Source organism: Terriglobales bacterium (genome assembly GCA_035567895.1).
Lineage (GTDB): Bacteria > Acidobacteriota > Terriglobia > Terriglobales > Acidobacteriaceae > Gp1-AA112.
In genome coordinates this window covers 60,898-81,824 of the sequence record DATMPC010000102.1, presented here as the reverse complement: position 1 = coordinate 81,824, position 20,927 = coordinate 60,898, and the positions used below count along the sequence as shown (strand labels likewise).

Sequence of the window (20,927 nt, the reverse complement as noted above, 5' to 3'; positions counted from 1 at the left end):
GCCGAAAACAGCGAGCCCGAGAAGGTTAGAACACGAACCGCAGGCCGAACTGCATCTGCCTCGGCGTTGTTCCCTGAGCAAGGGTTGTGATTTGCCCTGCTTTCGGATTAACAGTTGTCCCAGACGAGTTGATCGTGACCTGAGACGGAGCCTCCCAATTCTGCACGTTGAAGATGTTGAAGAACTGGAATTGCAGCTGCAGTCTCATTTGTTCGCCCAGTAAGAAATTCTTCATCAGAGCAAAGTCCGTGTTCCAAACTGCCGGACCCCGGAAACCATTTCTTCCAAAGTTTCCAAATGAGCCCTGAGGCTGTGTGAAGGCACAAGGATTAAAGTAATTTGTACTGTTCCCTACCACGTCAGGGGCACTGCCCTTTTTCCCGGCGCTGGGCTGGCCAGCAGGAATCGTTTGAGAAACAGTGAAGTGACATAGCGGATCGGGATTGGCAGCAACTGGTCCAGCAGCGAACGGATTGGCGATGACGTTCGGCCTTCCATAAGTGCCGATGCTGGGAGCGCTGCCTTTCAGGTTCGCAATATCACCGCTCACCTGCAAATTGTAAGGAGTTCCCGAACGGGCCTGCAGAATGGAGTCTGATTCCCAGTTACCCAGCAGCCAGGACAGAGGACCACCGGTGAGGAATCGTTTCCCGCGTCCAAAGGGAAGTTCGTAGACATTAGCCCAGGAGAAGAAGTGGGTAATATCGTAGCCGGAGACGCCACGGGCGCTACGCAGATTGCCGAAGGTCTGAACCGTGGAACCTCCACCGGATAAGGAATTCTCCACTCCAAAGTACCCGCTGCCCTCGTCGATGGACTTACTCCAGGTGTAGGACACTAACGAGCTCAGCCCGTTCGCAAAACGATGATCCAGCTTGCTCTCGAACCCGTTGTAGCTCGAACGAGCGATGCTCATCGTGTAATTGTTGATATTGACCCACGGCATATACCGCAGGGCATCGATGGAAGCGGTATAGGCATTCTTGCAAGCTGTATCGGTTGCTGCGCAGGTACTGTTTGGAGTGGCTTGTCTGGCGGCGTTGGCCAAGCCTGAGAACGGCAGCCTTCCGTTCTGGCTTCCAACGTAGCCAATCGAGAACATCGTGTGCGCCGTCAACTCCTGCTGTATCTCCACGTGGTACTGCAGTGAGTACGGATCTTTGTACCGCGGATCGTCGCTGAATCCACCGATCGCCCACGGAGTAGTGGTGGGTAGTGTGACTGGGAAGTGTCCCTGGATGCCGCTGACAGGCTGGGCCGAGCCATTCGTGAATGCAGCATCAGTGTTGACATTGCCTGTCGCAAAGGCTACGGCATCAGGCCACACTTCGGCTTCCAGGTCATTCTGCGCATATTGACTTCGTGCGGGTAGAGCATCCCAGTAGAGACCGGCTCCGGTTCGCAAGACGGTCTTCGAACGAAGTTGCCAGGCCAATCCGAATCTTGGCCCGAAGTTGTCCTTGACTGGACCTGGAGCGAAGAACTGCTTGCCCGCCAACACTACATTTGCGAAGTGCGGATCGTTCCGAAAATCGTTTGCTGCCGTGTAGACGCCCGTTGTTAGATTGATCCCGTCTGGAATACAAGGCGCTTGCTTCGCAACGCTGCATAACGCCGGCATAGTCGTTGCTCCGATAATCCAGCGCTGATTTTGCAGGTCGAGAGAATTCCAAAGGCGTCCATCGTCCGTTTGCGGCTGCGTCAAATAGTCATAACGCAGGCCGAAGGTTAAGGTTAAGTTTGGCTTGACCTTCCATTCGTCCTGGAGGTAGGCGGCCCAAGACGCATATGTGAAGGAAACTTCTCCGCCAGCTCGATTCGGGAGCTGTCCCGAAGCGGAACTGGGAAAAGCTAGTAGCGCCGAGGCCAAAGACAGGCCGGTGTTGCTCGTATTCTGTGGATTCTCGGTCTGAGTGTTGCTAAATCCAAAAGTTTGGAAGGTATTGTCCTGGACACGCTTTGCGTTGATGTACCAGAAACCAGCCTTGATGTTGTGGTTTCCTTTGAGCCATTGAATGCTCGGTGTGAAGCTTCGGGTTGGGTTTTCTCGCAGTGCACCACCCCGGACGCCGTAACTTGAGCTTCCGCCCGCGTTGTTCCACGGTCCGGCGAGCGTCACTAGCATACCGTTGTACTTGTCGATGTCTGTGAACCCAGCCTGAGTCAGTGGCGCCGTTCCAGCGGTGTGAGTGTTCTGTTGGCTGGAATCGACCCCCGGTCGCCCAGCGTATCCCGCCCGGAAGTCGAAAATCAGATTTGGTCCAAACGTGTGTACGTAATCACCGCCATAATTTCTCCCCGGTGATCCGCCGGAGGTCGATCCCGCTTCGCCGATAGGAGAAAATGTGTTGTTGTTTTGCTGGGTGAAGCGCAAGAACACGTTGTCTCTTTGACCAAAACGGTGATCGACTCTGGCGTTGTATCCGTCTGAGTTATTGATTGATGGGCGATTCTGAATGAAGTTCTTGGTCGGGTCGATTGGATTGGCGTAGTTCGGTGTCGCCGAATAGGTCTTGAAGAATGCCTGCATTGCAGGATTAATCAAAGCTTGAGGAATCTTGTTGCAGATCACCCCGGTCTGCGTCTGCTGGTTTTGGGCGTTGACCGGAAGCGGAGCGCCCGTGGTGGCATCGCAGCGGAAGGGATCGCGGACCAGATTGCTTCCAGTGCCGCGGGTCGAATACGGATTGTAGATCTGGTTTGAAGTGCCTGACACAGTGGTTTGTGAGAAGTCGCCATTTATTTCTGCTGGCGTCGGTATATAAAACGTTTGCTGAGTCGGTTGACTGTATCGCCATCCGTCATATCCAAACGAGAAAAATGTGCGATCGTGGATGATCGGGCCCGAAACGGTCGCACCAAACTGATTCTGGTGGTACGCGGCCGGTGCTTTGGGATTGCCGAAAGCGTCCACATCAGTGAATCCGTTGCGAGCGTCAAAGGCATTGTTCCGAACATATTCGAACGCCGATCCGTGGAATTTGTTAGTTCCAGACTTCGAGACCATGTTGACGACGCCGCCGGCAGCGCCGCCCATGTCGGCATGGGCATCTTGGCCGACGACCTTGAATTCCTGAACCATGTCGAGGTTCGGGATCACGATATATGTCGGGCCGCGTATGTTGGTATTGATGATCCCGTCATAGAAGTACAGCTTCGATCGGTTCTCCTGACCGTGGAACGACGGATCAGAGAATCCTGATCCAGGAATCCCGACGTTACCTTCCACGCCGCCAATGCTCTTATTCTGTGAAGTCGAAACGGGCGTAACTCCTGGAGTAAGCGTCAACAGTTGCGTAAAGTTTCTGCCATTCAGCGGCAGAGACTGCACAGTTCTCTCTTCAATCACAGTACCGAGCTCAGTGGTTGTGCTATCAAGCACGGGAGCTGCGGCGGTGACCTCCACGGTGGTTGACGCACTCCCAACTTCGAGCGTCATATTTTGCGCCACAGCCTGGTTAACCGTAACTTGGAAAGAAGATTCCACAGACTTGAACCCAGGCTTCTCCACTTTCAGTTTGTAGGCGCCGGGCTGCACGTTCACGAATACGAAGTATCCGTTGTTATTTGTATTGGCCGTATTCTGGATGTTTGTGCCCTGGTTGGTGAGCGTGACGGTTGCGCCAGGTACTACCGCGCCTGATGAGTCGGTGACTGTTCCGTTGGTCTCACCACCTCGAGCTTGGGAAAATGCAGGAAGAGAAAACGCGATACATAAAATGATCGACGTCAGGGTCGATTTCTTTGTGAACAGCATCGATGCCTCCACTGTCTGGGAGCAGGCCGGCGTTAGCCTTCAACTGGAGAGCCGCGTCGAACGTTGGTCTGCAACGGACGAGAACCTATATCAGAGGATTTGCGACGAATTCAAGATGAAAAATATTAGTTTTAACCTTTAAAATATCTGCGCAAGTATTCCCGAGCCGATCGCCCTCGGCGGGCAAAAGCTATAACAAGGATTTACTTACGAATTCAAGCTAAAAAATGTATATTTCAGAGCATGAAATCTGTGGCATCCTGTCCCGGCAGTAAATTGAGGAGTTTCCGATGATTAGGCCGCGTGAGTCGAAGTCAGCCCCAGTAGGGGTCGTAACCAAGGTCTTACATATTTTAGAAACGCTGCACGATGCTCCTTCCGGTCTGCAATTGAAGGACGTCGCGATGCAAACCGGAATCAATAAGAGCACTGCATATCGCTTTCTTGCGCACTTAGAGCATGAGGGTTATGTCTTTCGCGACAGCTCGGGAGCCTATGCTATCGGCGTTCGTCTGGCGCGACTGGCATCGGGGCTGTCGTATCAGACGACGTTGCGCAAGATCAGTCGTCCGGTGCTGCAGCAACTCTGGCGTGCGACTGGAGAGACGGTGAATCTTGCGGTTCTGGATGGACGCGAGGTTCTCTATCTGGACGTAATGGAGAGTAGCCACACGTTCCGGCTCGTGTCGCAAGTCGGCATTCGACGCCCGGTGTATTGCACGGCCTTGGGAAAGGCGATGCTGGCTTTCGTGCCGGAAGAAGAGCAGCAGTACTTCTTCACCGGTTTGGCATTCGAGCGATTCACTCCCCACACAGTCAAGAATGTCGCAAGTTTGCGCAAGGACTTCGCGCAAATCCGTCAGCGCGGATACTCCCTCGACAACGAAGAGGCATACCTTGGGTCGCGGTGTATTGGTGCTCCGATCTTCGAGTCGTCAGGAAAGATCGCGGCCGCTGTGAGCGTGTCGGGCCCGACGACACGGGTTACCCGCGAAAAGGTGCCGGTATTCGCGGCTGCGGCCAAGAATGCCGCAACGGCGATTTCCAGGAGCCTTGGTTATTCGGTCGTCGACAAGACGAGCGGGAGGAGTGACGGATTGGCAGCAGCGGTCGGGCAGTAGCAGTAGGCATCGAATGGGAATTGCAGATCGGCCAGCCGCAACTTCAAGGGCTAGAGTTCTGGTCTAGCCGGGCTGAATATTTTTTCCCGAAATGGGATGAAAAATCCCTGCTTCGTTTCCTGTTAATTTTTTGAATCCCGCAAAAAATGGCGCTAAATGCTTCACTGCGGGCAGGTTTGACGAAACTTTACAGAGTTCCCTGTTAATTCCCTGCCTCGAACGAAAATTTGCAGATTTTGGGCAGAATTCGACGAATTCCAGGCCGAATTGGAAATCTCCCCTATTATTTTCCTTGTTCCTTGCTTCGGCTCATAGATTTTTCTGGATCGCCGCGAGCACTTCCATTGGATGAAAGACCTTGCGCTGCAGTCCAGCATGGAGTTGTTCCTGACATGACGTGCCGGTGGCGACTAGCGTCCGCCTACCACCTTCGGCTTCGGCGGCTCGCACTTGATTGAACAGATCCTGCCCCACTGCCATGCTGAGATCGTAAAAGTCCTTTTTGTACCCAAAACTGCCGGCCATGCCGCAGCATTCGACGCGGGACGTTACCACGTCGAATCCCGCCGCGCGGAGGAATGCTTCAGTCGGAGCGGCGGCCCCAATTGTCTTTTGTTGACAGTGGCTGTGATAGAAGAGCCTCGCCCCCAACGGATGACGGGAGGCCGCAAAGAAATCGGCAACATCTAGCTGCCTCTCCTGGAAGATTCGCCAGAGATATTCAACGCCTTCAAAGCTGTGGGCCCGTATTTGCTCAAAAATGTCTGGCGAGAGGAAGCGACGGTAATCGAGGCGAAGCATAGCCAGCGCGCTCGGCTCGATCACGATGATCTCTCGTCCATCGCGAATGTATTTCAATAGCACTTCGCCGGTGCGCTTGGCCTGCTGTTCTGCTGTTCGAATCAGCCCTTGCGATAGCGAAGCGCGACCATCGGGAGAAACCTCGGTAAGTACCAGATCGATACCGAACGATCTTAGGACTTCCACAGTCGCAACTCCCCTTTCGGGAGAACCGTAGTTCGTAAAGATGTCAGGAAAGAGAGCTGCGCGGCCGCGATCTGGCGATGACCTTGCAGGAGCCGATCTTCTAGCTGCATGCGCGAGACTCTTATTGGGAAATGACGGAAGCTCGCGGCGGCGGTCCACTCCGACGAGTCGCTCCATCAACGCGCGTGTGAGCGGCAGATGGTTCACCCAGTTCGACAGAGGAGCGAGGCGAGTTCCCCATTTTCCGAACAAGTCGTATCTGCCGAAAAATATCTTTGGCAACGGAGCCTTGGCTCGAAACTGCGCAGCGGCTGCTTTCTCCAGGATGCCGCCGGACTTTTCCAAATCGCGTTCATTGATCCGCTCACGCAGATTCGAATTCAACCAGGGAATATCGATGCGAACCGGGCACTGCATTACGCAGCGCGAACACCCTGTACACAGCTCGCTGAATCGTGCGTTGAGCAGTCCGCGAGTCCCGGCCTCCCACGATCCGCCGATTCCGCCGGAGTAGGTTTCGCCGCCGAACGCGTGGCCTCCAACCGTCTGGAAATTTGCGCACGAGTTGAGGCATGCGCTGCAGCGGATGCAGTACAAGGCTTCATGCAGTACAGGGTCTTCGCGCATCTGTAGCCGGCCGTTATCCACCAGCACAAGATGGAACTCGCGCTGTGTAACGCGATCCGACATCAGGGGTGCGGCAGTCAGCGGAGGTGTCAGAACGGTGGTATAGGATGCGAGACCTTGTCCTGTTGCGCTGGGTGCGATCAGTTCAATGAACGGACCGAGATCTTCGCGCTTTGGCAACACCTTTTCAACGCCAGTAATTGCGATATGCAGCGGCGGGAGTTGTGACGTTAGGCGAATGTTGCCTTCGCTCTCTACTAGCACAATGCTGCCTGTGTCCGCAGCCACAAAGTTCGCTCCGGAAATGCCGGCGTCGGCATTCAAAAACTTTTGCCGCAGCATCTCGCGCGCAAAGCGGGTGAGCTCTTCTCCAGTGTCAAGAGGCAGATCGGTTTGAAACTTCCTTTTGAAGAGCGCAGTAATGCGCTCGCGGCTGTAGTGAATTGCGGGGCCGATAAGGTGTGACGGCTGCTCATCCGCAATCTGCAGAATGAACTCCGCCAGATCGGTTTCAGCGACTTCGATACCTGCAGCCTCGAGGTAGTGATTCAGATGAATCTCTTCCGAAGTCATGCTCTTGCCCTTCACCACGAGGCGAACCTGGTGATCTGTGCAGACCTTGGTTATGTAGCGCCCAGCTTCCTCTCCGGTCTTCGCCAGGAAGAAATGTCCGCCGTTGCGCTTTACGCTGGCCTCGAGAGTCGCCAGTAGCTCCGGCAGCCGGGCGATCGCAGCTTCTTTTGTGGCTCGCGCTTTGTCTTTGAGTCGGTCGTAATCTGGGATCTCGGCCGTCGCGAGATAACGTCCGCTGTTAAATGCCTGGGTGTTGTGGCGAACGGCGGCGCTCTCGATCTCAAGTGCCATCCGAATCGCGGCGAGTAAGGCTGGCTTCTCGCTCTTGTCGGCGACTGTCCGAGGCGAAGCTACTGGGGCAGGACTCGACACTCTCTACTCCAGGATGATGATGTGCAACTTATGAGGACCGTGCACCCCGCGTACCAGCGGACCCATATCGGCAGTTGCGCTCGGGCCAGTAATAAAAACGAAGTTCCGTCGCATAGCTTTCCCATTCAGGAACTGTGGATTGAACAGATCGCCTGGCCGTTCGGTAATCTTCTCCGCAGAAAGTACCGCGATATGCATGCGTGCGAGCAGGCTTATCGAGCCGGAGTAGTCGTGATCCACGGCAACGCAAACTGAGCCGGTTCGTGCAACGCCCGCAAAGGCTTCCGTAATGCCCACGTCGCAAGTGGCCAGTTCCTGTTTGGATCTACCAGTGACTACACCGGGCAATTTGCGTAACTCAGAGAACAGGTCGGAGGGAAGGTCGAGTGTTTGCCCTACCGCAATTCGACCGGTCGCTATCTTCTTGACCGCCGCCGCAAGAGCTCCCGCAGCATAAATCACACGCTCCACGGAAGCTGCAGCAGACGTTGCTGCCGTCTCAAATTGCTGCACGAGATCGTGTCGTGGCGCTGAAGAGATAGAGCTCATAGCGAGATTCGTCACAACAGTACACCAGTTCGGCTCTGGCAGAAGCACAGCCCACGGTGAGCGTCGCTACTGCTTCACCCACAGGAGTGGCTGACGGATTGGATTATTACGAACTATTTCCTCGACCTCAGGTTCAACAGGAAGAGTCTGCCACACCTCTATGTATTCCGGATTCGAGAACGCACGGCCCGCAAACAGCAGACTGGGCTGACGGATCGGCCAATACTGAAAGTACTCGACGTCGGGCTTGTGCGGCCAGGACGCCTTGTTCCGTATGTAAGGGAACATGTAATCCATAGCCTTACGAAGCCCTCTGCCGTCCGGGAGAGCAAAGGTGAACAGATTGTCCTGTGAGTTGCTGAGAGTTTGGCAGATCGTTGCCAGTCCAGCCATGTTGAACAGCGTGTAGTTGTAAGGCTTGGTGCGGCGTAGTTCTTCAGGAAAGCATCCATCCGCAGCAATCTGATTCGGCACGAACACCGTTTTGAAACGATCACGGCAATAGCTCAACAGCTTTTCGTCCCCAGTGAAGGTGGCAAACTCTGCAACCTGCGTCACCCACCAGGTGCCGTGATTATTCTTGGCGTCGCGTTCGTCCTGCCCGTTCTTCGATGTGGTTAGCCAATTGACGTACTGCGCGAACCATTTCTTCACGCCTTCGTGATCCGCGGACGAGAGCGACCTGGATGCGGCTAGAAATGGAACCGATCGAACCACTTCCACTAGATGAATCGTATCGATGATCCCGGTTCCGCGCCCGGTGGTACGACCGTGAATAGCCTGCGCGTACTGAAGATTCGGATTCATCAACGTGGCGGGATTCAGAAACCAGGCCCGCAGATGCTCTGCGGCGGCATCCGAATAACTGCGATCACGTGTGAGGATCCATGCCGCGGTCAGCGCTGGAACCCGAACACCCAAACGAATCAGCGCATGCCTGTGCCCAGTGAAATTCTCCGGGTTCGACATACCATCGCGCTGGATATAAGGACCATTCGGATTCTTCGGATCGGGCCACCAATAGTCCGCTTCGGAGAAGTAGTCATGCTTTCCGCCGGCGCTGCGTGGGCTTGAAGAGTCTGTGATCGTGATGGGACGCTCATGCAGGTAACGCTTCGCGGCTGCCAGTACTCCTGGGCGTTCAAATTTCGCTAAGTCAAGTCCGAGGTTTGGAGTCTGAGTGCTGTCTGCGGAGAGAAGTTGTGTTGCCGCCAAGCTGGCGATACCGGTGAGCGTACTTTGGCAAAAAGCTCGGCGTGAGACTTGTTTCAAAACAGTGGCCCTCCACTGGATTTCAATGCACTGCTTTCTCAGCGATCACCGGATTACGCAACGTTCCAATCCTGTCGATCTCAATCAGCACTTCCTCGCCAGGCTTCAGCCATCGTGGTGGAGTTCGTCCGAGCCCGACTCCTGCGGGAGTCCCGGTACTGATAATGTCGCCAGGCTCAAGCGTCATCATTCGCGAAAGGTATTCGATCAGCTCGGGTATACCGAAAATCAGTTCACGTGTATTGGAGTGCTGCAGCGTTTCGCCGCCGATGCTGAGACGAATGTCCAATGCATGCGGATCGGGAACTTCGTCAGTCGTAACTACGTGGGGACCCATCGGAGCGAACGTGTCGAAGCTTTTACCCAGCGTCCACTGTGATGTCGCAAGTTGCACGTCGCGCGCGCTTACGTCGTTCACGATCGTGTATCCAAACACGCAGTCTTTCCACTGCGCGCGCTGAACTTGCTTCGCTCGCTTTCCAATCACGACGGCGAATTCGGCTTCATAGTCAGGCTTCTGCGTTGCCGAGGAGAGCACGATGGCATCACCGGGGCCAATCACAGACGAGGCGTACTTTGCGAATACCGTCGGCACTGAAGGAACTTCCATATTGGATTCCTTCGCGTGATCGCGGTAGTTGAGCCCAATGCAAAGAATCTTGGGCGGTCGAGGGATCGGAGCCGTTAGCTTTATGGAATCCAGCGGGATCAGATCGCGCGACGAAGCTCCCTTTAGCCAACCCTCGACACGCTCATGCTCCTTCTCTCCTGCCGCGATGAACGACACTGCATCGGCAAACCCTACGTTCTTAAGTGGAAACACACGGTCCTCGCGCAAAAGTCCCGCCCCGGCGTGTCCGTCACTCTGAAAGCTTACTAATCGCATAACTGCGTTTGCCTCTATCCGGATCAAAGCTTTGACTACCACCGAATTGAAGTAGTAGAGCAAATGCGGAATGCGATTGGAAAGGGCCAAGCCAAAAATTCGGAGATTTTGACCACTCGGATTTCACTCTACAAAATCCTTGCGGGTGATCATCGGTTTCGGTGGCGATTTACCGCGATTTGACAAAGAGTGCTGCTTCTTCGAGAATGTCTCGCACTTCGTGGAATGGAATTTTTGTTTTGCCTCCCGAAACCTTACTATGAAGTTACCGCGAGAAACTAACGACAAGTATGTGGTTGAAGCTGTATTGAAGGCCCTGGACGTTCTTGAGAGCTTTCGAGATTCGGAAGAGCTTCAGCTTAGCGAAATTTCAAAACGCGTTTCGCTGAACAAAAGTCGGGCATTCCGTTTGCTGCACACACTCTGCGAACGCGGATACGTGGAACGCGGAACGGACGGTCATCGCTATCGTCTCGGAATCAAATTGTTCGAGCATGCTTCGAGCCTGCGCCGTGACGTGAAGCAGGTTGCACAGCCTTATATGCGCAAATTGCAGTTGCGCTTCAACGAGACCATTAACTTGGCGGTCCTGCATGGTGGGGAAGTGCTGTACATAGATTTGTTGGAAAGCTCTCGGCCATTCCGTATGTCAGCGATGGTTGGCAGCCGTATGCCCATCGCAAACACTTCACTTGGGAAAGCCCTGATCACTCACGCCGCTGAGCACGATCTCGAAGCGGTTTTTGACACTCTCACTCCAACCGAGTTGCGCAAGTTGCGAACCGAAATGGAGATCGTGAAGCGACGGGGCTATGCCACGGATCAGGAAGAAAACGAGCCTGGCGTTGCGTGTATTGGCGCGCCGATTGTTAACGAGTCGGGAGTATCCGTTGGCGCGATCAGCATTTCCGGTCCATCCTCGCGCATCCTGAAACAGGAACGCGAAATTGGCGCGACACTGGCGGCTACTTGCAAAGAGATTTCCCGTCAGATGGGATTTTCCGAGCGGACTATCCCGCAGCCGCTGCCGAATCGTAATGCAGTCATCCGACGTGCTGGCAGTTAATGCCGACGAACGAACCGCTCGATGCCGCCACTCACGATCAAGCCAAAATCAGAATGTAGATGGGACCTCGTAAGCCTCGGAGAGGTAATGCTTCGCCTCGACCCTTACGACACTCGCATCTCGACCACGCGGACTTTCCGGGTTTGGGAAGGAGGCGGCGAGTACAACGTGGCTCGCGGTCTTCGCCGCTGCTTCGGTATGGACACTGCGGTGATTACGGCGCTTGCGGATAATCCCGTCGGTCGTCTGGTGCAGGACCTCATTTATCAAGGTGGCGTTGATCAGTCGCACGTCAAATGGGTTCCTTACGACGGTGTAGGACGGACAGTTCGCAATGGCCTTAATTTCACTGAGCGCGGATTCGGAGTGCGTGGGGCGGTTGGCTGCTCCGATCGCGGACATACCGCGGTCTCGCAACTTCGTGCTGGAGACGTCGACTGGAATTTCATCTTTGCCAAGGAGCGGGCGCGCTGGTTCCACACCGGCGGAATCTTCGCGGCATTGTCCGAAACTACTCCGCAAGTGGCAAAGGAAGCGATGTCCGCAGCGCGGGCGAATGGTGCAGTCGTTTCTTACGATTTGAATTATCGCGAGTCTTTGTGGAAGGCGATCGGAGGAAAAAAGCGGGCCACTGAGGTCAATCGGGAACTGGCGACGTTGGTCGATGTCTTGATCGGCAATGAAGAGGATTTTACGGCCGCACTCGGATTCAAGGTCGAGGGCGTAGACGAAAACTTGTCCAAGCTCGATGTTGAGCATTTTCGTCGCATGATCGAACGCGTAGTTTCCGAGTTTCCCAATTTGAGAACTGTTGCTACGACGCTCCGTAATGCGAAGACCGCGACATTCAATGACTGGGGAGCAGTTTGTTATCACGAAGGCAAACTATATCGCTCGATAACCCGCGAGAATCTCGAGATTTACGATCGTATTGGCGGCGGCGACTCCTTTGCTTCGGGGCTGATTTATGGATTCCTCATCGGACGCGATCCGCAATGGGCGGTTGAATGTGGCGCCGCGCACGGTGCCTTGGCGATGACAACTCCGGGTGACACCACGATGGCAACGCTGTCCGAAGTCGAGAAGCTAATGAAGGGCGGCGGTGCGAGGGTGGCCCGTTGAGTAAAATCACGAAGCGGACGACGTTGCTGCACTTGAGTGAGGTGTGCAGATGAAGATCAAAGACGCCAAGGTCCTGGTCTGCTCTCCAGGAAGAAACTTCGTTACGCTAAAGATCGTTACCGACGAAGGCATCTACGGCCTCGGTGATGCAACGCTCAATGGTCGTGAACTCGCCGTAGCCAGCTATCTCAGCGATCATGTAGTTCCGTGTTTGATCGGGCGCGATCCTTTCCAGACCGAAGACATTTGGCAGTACTTGTACCGCGGCGCGTACTGGCGTCGCGGGCCGGTCACCATGAGCGCAATTGCGGCAGTCGACATGGCGCTCTGGGACATCAAGGGCAAAGCGCTGAAGACGCCCGTGTACAACCTGCTCGGCGGCAAGAGCCGGAATGGAGTGATGGTATACGGCCATGCCAACGGAGCCGACGTCAGCCAGACGATCGACGAAGTTGGGAAGTACATTTCGCAAGGCTACCTGGCAGTGCGCGCGCAGTCAGGCGTTCCGGGACTGAAGAGCACCTACGGAGTCGGTCGCGGTCAGATGTTCTACGAGCCGGCAGAGAAAGGACTTCCCCCCGAGAATCTCTGGTCGAGCGAAAAGTACCTGATGCACGTGCCCAAGCTCTTCGAGGCACTGCGAGTAAAGTTCGGCGACGATGTGCATCTGTTGCACGATGCCCACCATCGACTTACTCCCATTCAGGCCGCACGACTGGGGAAGGAGCTGGAACCGTATCATCTTTTCTGGCTCGAGGACGCCGTACCTGCCGAGTTGCAAGAAGGCTTCCGCATTGTCCGCCAGCACACTACGACGCCGCTGGCCCTGGGCGAGATCTTCGACAGCGTCTGGGACGCCAACATCCTTATCTCCGAACAGCTCATCGACTACTTGCGGATGACGGTGGTTCACGGCGGGGGTATCACCAATTTGAAGAAGGTTTCGGCCTTCGCCGACATGTATCACGTGCAGACCGGGTGCCATGGTGCTACAGACCTCTCGCCGGTGACGATGGCCGCAGCGCTGCACTTCGATATCTCGATTCCCAATTTTGGAATCCAGGAATACATGCGGCACACCAAGGAGACCGATGAGGTCTTTCCGCATTCCTACTATTTCGAAAAGGGCTACCTGCATCCGGGCGACAAGCCGGGACTGGGAGTCGACTACGACGAGAAGCTCGCGAAGAAGTTCCCATACGAGCGCGCATATCTGCCGGTAAACCGGAAACTCGACGGAACCATGTGGAATTGGTAGCGACAATGTCTAGCGTCTTCGGGCACACAAGATGAGCTTCGCTCCGTTCGACCTGAGCGGCAAAGTTGCCGTGGTGATTGGCGGCACGTCCGGCATTGGTCGCGCGCTAGCCCACGGTCTCGCGGAAGCAGGAGCCGACGTTGTACCCACCTCTCGCCGCGAGGACCAGGTCGAGGCGACGGCTAAAGAGATCGAGAAGATTGGCAGGCGCACTCTTCGAGTTGCCTCCGACGTGGGGAACCGGGCATCGCTGGACCACCTGCTTCAGCAGACGGTCTCCCGTTTAGGGAAAGTAGACATCTTGATCAATTCCGCCGGAAAGACCAAACGTACGCCCACGCTCGACGTCCCCGAATCCGAGTGGAACGACATCATGGAGACCAACCTGACCGGTGTTCTGCGTGCCTGCCAGATCTTCGGGCGGCACATGATCGAACGCCGTTACGGCCGGATCGTGAATATCGCGTCTCTCAGCTCGTTCGTAGCGCTCTATGAAGTCGCAGCCTATGCTGCAAGCAAAGCCGCCGTCGCCTCCCTTACGAAGTCGCTGGCCGTGGAGTGGGCACAGCTCGGAGTCTGCGTAAACGCGATTGCTCCGGGAGTGTTTCGCACTCCACTCAACCAACGGCTACTCGACGAAACTGCACGAGGTCAGGAGTTCCTCATGCGTACTCCCATGAAACGCTTCGGCCAGGTGACGGAGCTCGCAGGCGCAGCGGTTTTTCTCTCCTCAGACGCTGCCAGCTTTGTCACCGGAGAAATCCTGTGCGTCGATGGCGGATTTCTGGCCAGCGGCGTGAATCAATAGTTTGTCGCCTCTTCGGCTGTAATGTGCGGAACGGCCGCACTTCGGAATAGCTAGTCCGCAATCTTCTCGCCGCGAAGGATGCGGCCGATTGCCTGGTCAACCTCTTCTGGTTCAGCGCTTAGGAGATGATGATCTGCATCTGCAACTTCGGGACTGATGCGGCACAACTCCAGAATTTTTGCATTTCCGCAAAGCTTGCGCGTGATGCTAGCCATTTCGCGCTTTGTGTTTCCATCGATGGAGAGGCCAAGGATTACGAGATCGAAGTCTCCAGACTTCAAGGCGTTCCGGGTTTCGCGCAGATTTGCAGCGGAGACCACATCGTAGCCCCGGCTCTTGAGCAGCATGTGCCGAGTCACACGTAGGGCATCGTTGCCTGAGATAGACAGGACCTTTTTGGGCATCGGTTGGAAATTGCGAAGTAGTGCCCTTAATGTATCCGTATCAGGCCCGGATGGCTACAAGTTGTTCTTTGAAAGTCCAACCAACGCGCCAGAAGAGTCCGAATATTCGGAAGTCTGAGAGGCGAGAGTGAAGAAAGCAACTGCAAGTGCAAAGACTCACGCAGATCAACACAGATTTTAGAGATTCACACAGATAGGCAAGGGAGATCTCCGGAACCTCTGAGTCCCGTTGGTGAAATCCTGTGGTTCACGAATGCACGTCGGTAGAGGGTCTCCAAGGTACAGTTCCCGTCACAATTCCAAGAAAATCCGCGTCAATCCGCTAAATCTGCGTTGATCTGCGTGAGTTTGGTTTTGGCTTCAGATTACAAACCGCCCAACAGTACGTCCATAAAAAGTCGCTAACTCTGGGCTGCGGGGAGAGTCTCTCCTTTGCTGGATAGAACCCGCCGCCACTCACCTTCGTAAGACACCAGAGGCCCTTGCATGCAAAATTTGCTCAGCAACCTGCGCTACACGCTTCGGCAGTTTCGGCAATCACCGGTCTTCACCTCGGCGGGGATACTCACGCTGGCTTTAGGGATCGGCGGCACTACCGCAATCTTCACGCTGATCCATGCCGTGATGTTGCGCTCTCTGCCGGTTGCTGATCCGGCGATGCTTTACCGCGTTGGCGATGGCGACGATTGCTGCGTCGAGGGCGGTCCCCAGGACCGGTGGGGGATGTACTCGTATCCGTTATTCGAGCGCCTCAAGGCAGAGATGCCGGAATTTGAAGACATAACGGCGTTTCAGGCGGGTGGCTGGCAACTGAGCGTGCGGCGTGAGGGCCTGGAGTCGGCTGCCCGACCCATGCGGTCTGAATTCGTTACGGGAAACTATTTCTCGGTACTCGGAGTCGGCTCCTTTGGTGGGCGAGTGTTCACTCCAGAGGATGACAACCCTTCGGCCCCGCCCGTTGTGGTTCTCAGTCACCATGCTTGGCAAACCACCTACGGCGCCGACCCTGCGGTAGTCGGTTCCACCTTCATGATCGCCGGGCACCCGTTCACTGTGATCGGTGTTGCGCCTCCCGGATTCTTTGGCGAAACACTGCGCAGCGATCCACCCGACATTTGGCTGCCAGTCCATCAGGAACCACTTATTTCAGGTCAGGCCAATCTGATGACGCAGTCGGTCAGCGCGTGGCTCCGCGTGATCGGACGCCTGCGGCCCGGGGCTTCGATCAACGGGATGGCTCCGCGCCTCACTGCTATGCTGCGGCAATGGATGGAACGTGATTCAGGATATCCCGCCAACTGGATGCCCGACGTAATCCGCATGCTTCCCAAACAGGTAATTAGTGTAGTGCCTGCAGGCGCCGGTGTCGCGGTTATGAAAGAGGAGTATGGACGCAGCCTTCAAATCCTGCTGGCAGTTTGCGGATTAGTCCTTCTGATCGCCTGCGCCAATGTTGCGAACCTGCTGTTGGCACGAGGAGTCGCACGTCGTGCGCAAACCGCGGTACGCCTTGCCATTGGCGCCACCCGGAAGCAGATTGTCACCCAAGCTCTTACTGAGAGTGTGCTGCTCGCCATAGGCGGTGGCATTGCTGGACTGATCGTCGCCGTGGCGGCGGCGCGATTGCTTCTTTCTCTAGCTTTTCACAGCGCTACGTTTCTTCCCATCAGCCCGGTTCCGTCTCTTCCTGTTTTGGGATTTGCCTTCGTCCTCGCGCTGTTGACTGGAATCATCTTTGGCGCGGCTCCTGCATGGTTTGCCACTCGCACCGATCCCGCGGACGCTCTTCGGGGATCCGGACGCAGCACTGGCGATCGCTCGTCGTTTGCCCGCAAGGCCCTGCTCGTCGTGCAGGCCACTCTCTCCGTCGTGCTCGTGGCTGGCGCAACCATGCTGGCCAGAAGTTTGAACAAACTAGAGCACCAGGATTTTGGCTACGAGATCAAGGACCGAGTCGAAGTAGCGCTGAATCCGCCGCCATCCACGTACTCGCTGCCGAAGCTGCAGTCGTTGTACCGGCAACTGGAAGATCGCCTGAACCGTTTGCCCGGCATTCAAGGCTCGGGTCTGGCGCTCTATAACCCGCTCACTGATAACTGGGGCGAACTCGTGCTTGTCGAAGGCCATCCCGCGAAGAAGATGGATGAGGAAGCCGGTTCCTCGTGGGATCGCGTAAGCGCCAATTATCTGCAGAACTTCAATATGCGGATCCTGCGCGGTCGCAACTTCACCGCCGCCGACAACGAAACCACCGCGAATATCGCCGTCGTGAATGAAGCTTTCGTGAAGCGTTTTTTCAAGAGCGACGAAGATCCCATCGATCATCACTTCGGCCTCGATTTGCCGGAGAACGTCGGCACGTTCCGAATCGTTGGCATCGTGCGCGACGCAAAGTTCGCCGGATGGGGGCTTAGCAGGCCGGCGCGTCCGATGTTCTTCGTTCCACTTGCGCAAAATGTGGATTACAAGAACGAAATCATGAGGCGAATCGAACTGCAGTCGCATTTTGTGCAGGGCATCATGCTGGTGACGAAGCTCTCGCCCGGGCAGCTTCAGCCTCTTCTGACCAGGGCGCTTGCTGAGGTCGATCCCAACTTGACCATCATCACTGTGAGAGCCATGCGCGAGCAGGTTGCGCTCACTTTTGATATGGAGCGTGCAGTGGCGAGCCTCGCCGGACTGTTTGGCATCGTGGCGCTGTTGCTGGCAGCCGTTGGCCTCTATGGTGTGACTGCTTACACCGTAGCTCAGCGTACGAATGAAATCGGAATTCGCATGGCACTGGGCGCCGATCGCCAGAATGTGGTCCAACTGGTCCTGCGCGGCGCATTCAACCGCGTGGTTATTGGACTGATCATAGGCGTACCGCTCGCGGTAGGAGCGGGACGCCTGATCTCTGCCCAGCTATACGGAGTGTCATTTTGGGATCCGCTTGCACTGAGCCTCGCCGCGAGCGCGCTTGCGTTCTGCGCGTTCTTCGCCGCAATCATTCCCGCCGGTCGGGCGGCATCGATTTCTCCTATGAGTGCATTGCGGACTGAGTAGCGGGCCGAAAACGGAGAGGCGAACACGAAGGTCACGAAGGCTGAAATCCGAGGTCACGAAGAAAACCCGCAGGGTCAGTAGCAGAATCAGTGCGTACAAATCTGGGATTCATGCCCTCCGCTTATTCTCTTTGTGACCTTGTCTCTTGCCTTCGTGACCTTCGTGTTTGCCTCTCGGTCTTGTTCTCTGAGCAGCTCTCGATTTTCCTGACGCTGCTCTGGATTCGCGGGACAATTGTGGCTGGAGGAAAATCAACATGCCACAAGATCTTTCAAAAGGTCCTTCGTCGGAACGCAATACAGGGCAAGGCAGCCAGAATCTTACATTCCGATGTTCAGACGTTGGTCAGGGCAACTGCAACTGGCAGGCGAGCGGAAAGAGTGAAGACGAACTTCTTCCGAAGATCGAGCAGCATGCTAGAGAAGTCCACCACATGAACATGGACGAGAACACCCGTTCGCAGGTGCGAGGGGCGATCCGTAGACAAGCCGCCGCCTAGTAGCTGACTCCAGCATTCGAACGCCCCACATTGGTGGGGCGTTTGCCATTTCAGGAAATCCTCACACCATGCTTCTCTTCCACCGTCCGCGACGGAAGAGCACAGTGCTGAGTAGGGCGAGCGTCGAGTAGCCGATCATGATTGCGAGGAAGACACCCAGCGGGCCGAAGTTCAAGACTCGCGACAGGACATAAGCCAGCGGAATCTCCCACAGCCAGAAGCAGAACAGGTTGATCCAAGTAGGGGTCCAGGTGTCTCCTGCACCGTTGAACGACTGCGTGAGGACCATACCGAGAGCGTAGAAGACGAAGCCGTAGCTCATCGTGCGCAGCGCTTGCGCGCCGATCGAGGCAGCCGCAGGGTCATGCGTAAATACGCCAACGATGGGACCTGCGAACGCGATGAAGAGGAGTCCCACGAACCCCAGAACGGCCATGTTGTATTTCGCAGCGATCCAGACGGCGCGTTCGGCACGGTCAGGATCTTTAGCGCCGAGCGATTGGCCCACCATGGTGGCTGCTGCGTTGGACAGTCCCCATGATGGAAGCATCCAGAAGATGACAAGCCGGATGGCAATTGTGTAGCCCGCGACGGCGTTACTGCCGAACGTCGAGAGGATACGGACCAGACCGATGTAGCTCGCCGTCCCTACCAGCACCTGAAAAGTTCCCGATCCCGAGAGCCGGATCAAACTCGCCATGATTGCCGGTCGCAGAGCGAGATTCCTTCGCGTGACGGTTACTCGGGAGTCGCCGCGAGTGAGGCGGTAGAGCTGATAGAGCACTCCGGTGCTCCGTCCGATGGTCGTTGCGACTGCCGCACCGGTAACGCCCATACGCGGGAAGGGACCGAGGCCGAAGATGAGGCAGGGGCCGAGAATAATGTTGATCGCGTTCGCGAGCCACAGCACTCGCATGGCGATGGCAGCATCACCGGATCCGCGAAAGATTGCATTGACCAGAAACAGCAGAAGGACGCTTGCGCTACCACCCAGCATTACTCGCGTGTAACTCGAGCCGATGGCCATGACCGAAGGCGAGGCGCCCATGATGGCGAGAAGCCGCGGAGCGAGAGTGATGCCAACTGCAGCGACGATCGCGGCAACACCGAGCCCGAGCGCGATGCCTTGCACCGCTGCTTCGGCTGCTGCCTCGGGCCGCTTCTCTCCGATGCGGCGCGCCACGGTTGCCGCCACGCCAATCGAAAGGCCGATCGCCACGGTGTAGACAATCGTGAGCATCGATTCGGTGAGGCCAACCGTGGCAGTGGCGTCAGGTCCGAGCCGTGAGACGAAGAAGACGTCGCACACGGCGAAGACTGACTCCATCATCATCTCGAGGATCATCGGGATGGCAAGCAGCACAACCGCACGAGCAATCGGACCAGCAGTGTAGTCGTGATGTGTGCCGCGAACGGCGTCGCGGACGACCGTCCACCAGGTGATGCGCTCTTCGTGTACTACAGCCGGTGTGCTCACAGCGTTGTCCTCGTTACACAATGATTCATGATTCGGATTCCCTGCTCCTGGCAGGTGAAGCGCTCAGGACGCTGTACTCACCCAGCGGCTACCGCCGCCGGTACCGATCGTTAAGGCAAGGTCTGTGCAGATGTTGATCGCCGACTGCTACTTCGGCTGAGGCGCTGCTTTCTGTCCTGGCTTCTGTGGGCCATTGTTCTTTGTGACATCATTGCCGTAAATGATGTTTGTAGTGGAGCCGAAGCGTTTGTAGTCCGTGTATTTGACGATTGCCTTTACGTGCGCATCGCTGGTGTAGAAATGGAGTACTTCGTCCGCCTTGCTGTAGGTTGGGAACCAGTATTTTCCGTCGATCTGCTCTCTATAAGTTACAAAGTGGGGGAAGAGTTGTTCTTCCTCCGGATGCTTTTTCTTCTTCTTGGGGCTTAGATCTCTTCCTATATCGGGAACGCCCTTACCGTATGTTTTGACGATCTGCAAGTCCTGGTTATCCACCCAGATGCGTCCTTGGAAGTAGCGCTGTCCTTTTTCGATGGTCTTCGGCGCGACGTCGAAAACGTAGGTCTGCAAGTCGTCTACTTTCTGCTGTCCTACGTACATGACCTGATACTTGGCCAGGTCCTCGCTTGTCAGCGAGAAGGCGGTTCGTTTGCGCAGGTCGTCCATGTCTTCCTTGGTGATGTAGAGACTGGTTTGTGGCGCGAATTTCACCTTTTCGAGTCTGCGTCCGCGATCGTCGGCGACGATATCGGAGACTTGGCGGAATTCGCCGACGACGCTGATGCCGTCGAGCTGCTGGTACTTCACGTCCTCCGTCCAGGTGTAGTGGTCGCGAGCTTGCTTGAAGTCGTCTTCCTTGACCGTGAATTTCTGGATGATTTCCTGAACGGAAATTCCCGCCGGTTGAGCCGGATCGAGGGGTCCGGAACCCTCGTTTGCGATGTCGGGAACCTGCTGAGAATTGCCGGAACCGACTGTAAACTGCGCTTGAGTGACCGCAGACAGCCACAAAAGTGCCGCAAGAAGCGCGAATACTGTCCTCAAAACCTGCTTAAGTAACCGCATTTTTTGATCCCGGCTGGATATTGTAGCCCCTATTTGGGC

15 protein-coding genes are annotated in these 20,927 nt (G+C 55.8%); 7 read left to right on the top strand and 8 right to left on the bottom strand.

Annotated elements, in window-relative coordinates; genetic code table 11:
• Nucleotides 1-25: 25 nt before the first annotated feature.
• Complete coding sequence (locus VNX88_21005; GenBank protein HWY71158.1) at nucleotides 26-3,757, bottom strand: carboxypeptidase regulatory-like domain-containing protein; 3,732 nt, start codon at nucleotides 3,755-3,757, stop codon at nucleotides 26-28.
• Nucleotides 3,758-4,047: 290 nt separating this feature from the next.
• Here VNX88_21005 and VNX88_21000 point away from each other — a divergent pair, with 290 nt between their 5' ends.
• Nucleotides 4,048-4,878 (top strand): IclR family transcriptional regulator, encoded by an 831-nt coding sequence (locus VNX88_21000; GenBank protein HWY71157.1) that lies wholly within the window; start codon nucleotides 4,048-4,050, stop codon nucleotides 4,876-4,878.
• A 309-nt stretch (nucleotides 4,879-5,187) separates the two neighbouring features.
• On the opposite strand, the gene VNX88_20995 is transcribed toward VNX88_21000, so the two are convergent.
• The 4 genes from VNX88_20995 to VNX88_20980 form a co-directional block, all read right to left on the bottom strand.
• Nucleotides 5,188-7,437: an LUD domain-containing protein gene (locus VNX88_20995; protein HWY71156.1), complete on the bottom strand. Its 2,250-nt coding sequence runs from the start codon at nucleotides 7,435-7,437 to the stop codon at nucleotides 5,188-5,190.
• 3 nt (nucleotides 7,438-7,440) lie between these two features.
• Nucleotides 7,441-7,986: an LUD domain-containing protein gene (locus VNX88_20990; GenBank protein HWY71155.1), complete on the bottom strand. Its 546-nt coding sequence runs from the start codon at nucleotides 7,984-7,986 to the stop codon at nucleotides 7,441-7,443.
• A gap of 66 nt (nucleotides 7,987-8,052) precedes the next feature.
• Entirely contained in the window at nucleotides 8,053-9,258 is a 1,206-nt protein-coding gene (locus VNX88_20985; GenBank protein ID HWY71154.1) for an alginate lyase family protein, read from the bottom strand.
• A gap of 22 nt (nucleotides 9,259-9,280) precedes the next feature.
• Nucleotides 9,281-10,144, bottom strand: coding sequence for a fumarylacetoacetate hydrolase family protein (locus VNX88_20980; protein HWY71153.1), 864 nt, complete (start codon nucleotides 10,142-10,144; stop codon nucleotides 9,281-9,283).
• A 259-nt stretch (nucleotides 10,145-10,403) separates the two neighbouring features.
• Between VNX88_20980 and VNX88_20975 the strand changes: the two genes are divergently transcribed.
• From VNX88_20975 to VNX88_20960, 4 genes are read left to right on the top strand one after another with little or no spacing between them, the layout of a single operon-like run.
• The gene (locus VNX88_20975; protein ID HWY71152.1) at nucleotides 10,404-11,210 is read left to right on the top strand and encodes an IclR family transcriptional regulator; all 807 of its coding nucleotides are present in this window, start codon (nucleotides 10,404-10,406) and stop codon (nucleotides 11,208-11,210) included.
• A gap of 21 nt (nucleotides 11,211-11,231) precedes the next feature.
• Nucleotides 11,232-12,332: a sugar kinase gene (locus VNX88_20970; GenBank protein ID HWY71151.1), complete on the top strand. Its 1,101-nt coding sequence runs from the start codon at nucleotides 11,232-11,234 to the stop codon at nucleotides 12,330-12,332.
• Between the two features lie 49 nt (nucleotides 12,333-12,381).
• On the top strand, nucleotides 12,382-13,590 hold the full coding sequence (manD, locus tag VNX88_20965) for a D-mannonate dehydratase ManD (protein ID HWY71150.1): 1,209 nt from the start codon (nucleotides 12,382-12,384) through the stop codon (nucleotides 13,588-13,590).
• A gap of 31 nt (nucleotides 13,591-13,621) precedes the next feature.
• Complete coding sequence (locus tag VNX88_20960) at nucleotides 13,622-14,398, top strand: glucose 1-dehydrogenase (GenBank protein HWY71149.1); 777 nt, start codon at nucleotides 13,622-13,624, stop codon at nucleotides 14,396-14,398.
• Between the two features lie 50 nt (nucleotides 14,399-14,448).
• Here VNX88_20960 and VNX88_20955 read toward each other — a convergent pair whose 3' ends face one another.
• A complete protein-coding gene (locus VNX88_20955; protein ID HWY71148.1) occupies nucleotides 14,449-14,802 on the bottom strand; it encodes a hypothetical protein in 354 nt (117 codons plus the stop codon).
• A gap of 486 nt (nucleotides 14,803-15,288) precedes the next feature.
• Here VNX88_20955 and VNX88_20950 point away from each other — a divergent pair, with 486 nt between their 5' ends.
• A complete protein-coding gene (locus VNX88_20950; protein HWY71147.1) occupies nucleotides 15,289-17,847 on the top strand; it encodes an ABC transporter permease in 2,559 nt (852 codons plus the stop codon).
• A 256-nt stretch (nucleotides 17,848-18,103) separates the two neighbouring features.
• Nucleotides 18,104-18,346 carry a DUF1059 domain-containing protein gene (locus tag VNX88_20945; protein ID HWY71146.1) on the top strand — a complete coding sequence of 81 codons (243 nt, stop codon included), beginning with the start codon at nucleotides 18,104-18,106 and terminating at the stop codon, nucleotides 18,344-18,346.
• A 61-nt stretch (nucleotides 18,347-18,407) separates the two neighbouring features.
• On the opposite strand, the gene VNX88_20940 is transcribed toward VNX88_20945, so the two are convergent.
• A complete protein-coding gene (locus VNX88_20940; protein HWY71145.1) occupies nucleotides 18,408-19,823 on the bottom strand; it encodes an MATE family efflux transporter in 1,416 nt (471 codons plus the stop codon).
• A gap of 147 nt (nucleotides 19,824-19,970) precedes the next feature.
• Nucleotides 19,971-20,888: a hypothetical protein gene (locus VNX88_20935; GenBank protein HWY71144.1), complete on the bottom strand. Its 918-nt coding sequence runs from the start codon at nucleotides 20,886-20,888 to the stop codon at nucleotides 19,971-19,973.
• Nucleotides 20,889-20,927: the final 39 nt, after the last annotated feature.

Bases quoted from the DNA above. Each gene is read 5' to 3' on its own strand.
- VNX88_20955 (HWY71148.1), bottom strand. From the start codon at position 14,802: ATGCCCAAAAAGGTCCTGTCTATCTCAGGCAACGATGCCCTACGTGTG.
- VNX88_21000 (HWY71157.1), top strand. From the start codon at position 4,048: ATGATTAGGCCGCGTGAGTCGAAGTCAGCCCCAGTAGGGGTCGTAACC.
- VNX88_20950 (HWY71147.1), top strand. From the start codon at position 15,289: ATGCAAAATTTGCTCAGCAACCTGCGCTACACGCTTCGGCAGTTTCGG.
- VNX88_20980 (HWY71153.1), bottom strand. From the start codon at position 10,144: ATGCGATTAGTAAGCTTTCAGAGTGACGGACACGCCGGGGCGGGACTT.
- manD (HWY71150.1), top strand. From the start codon at position 12,382: ATGAAGATCAAAGACGCCAAGGTCCTGGTCTGCTCTCCAGGAAGAAAC.
- VNX88_21005 (HWY71158.1), bottom strand. From the start codon at position 3,757: ATGCTGTTCACAAAGAAATCGACCCTGACGTCGATCATTTTATGTATC.
- VNX88_20975 (HWY71152.1), top strand. From the start codon at position 10,404: ATGAAGTTACCGCGAGAAACTAACGACAAGTATGTGGTTGAAGCTGTA.
- VNX88_20960 (HWY71149.1), top strand. From the start codon at position 13,622: ATGAGCTTCGCTCCGTTCGACCTGAGCGGCAAAGTTGCCGTGGTGATT.
- VNX88_20990 (HWY71155.1), bottom strand. From the start codon at position 7,986: ATGAGCTCTATCTCTTCAGCGCCACGACACGATCTCGTGCAGCAATTT.
- VNX88_20935 (HWY71144.1), bottom strand. From the start codon at position 20,888: ATGCGGTTACTTAAGCAGGTTTTGAGGACAGTATTCGCGCTTCTTGCG.
- VNX88_20970 (HWY71151.1), top strand. From the start codon at position 11,232: ATGCCGCCACTCACGATCAAGCCAAAATCAGAATGTAGATGGGACCTC.
- VNX88_20945 (HWY71146.1), top strand. From the start codon at position 18,104: ATGCCACAAGATCTTTCAAAAGGTCCTTCGTCGGAACGCAATACAGGG.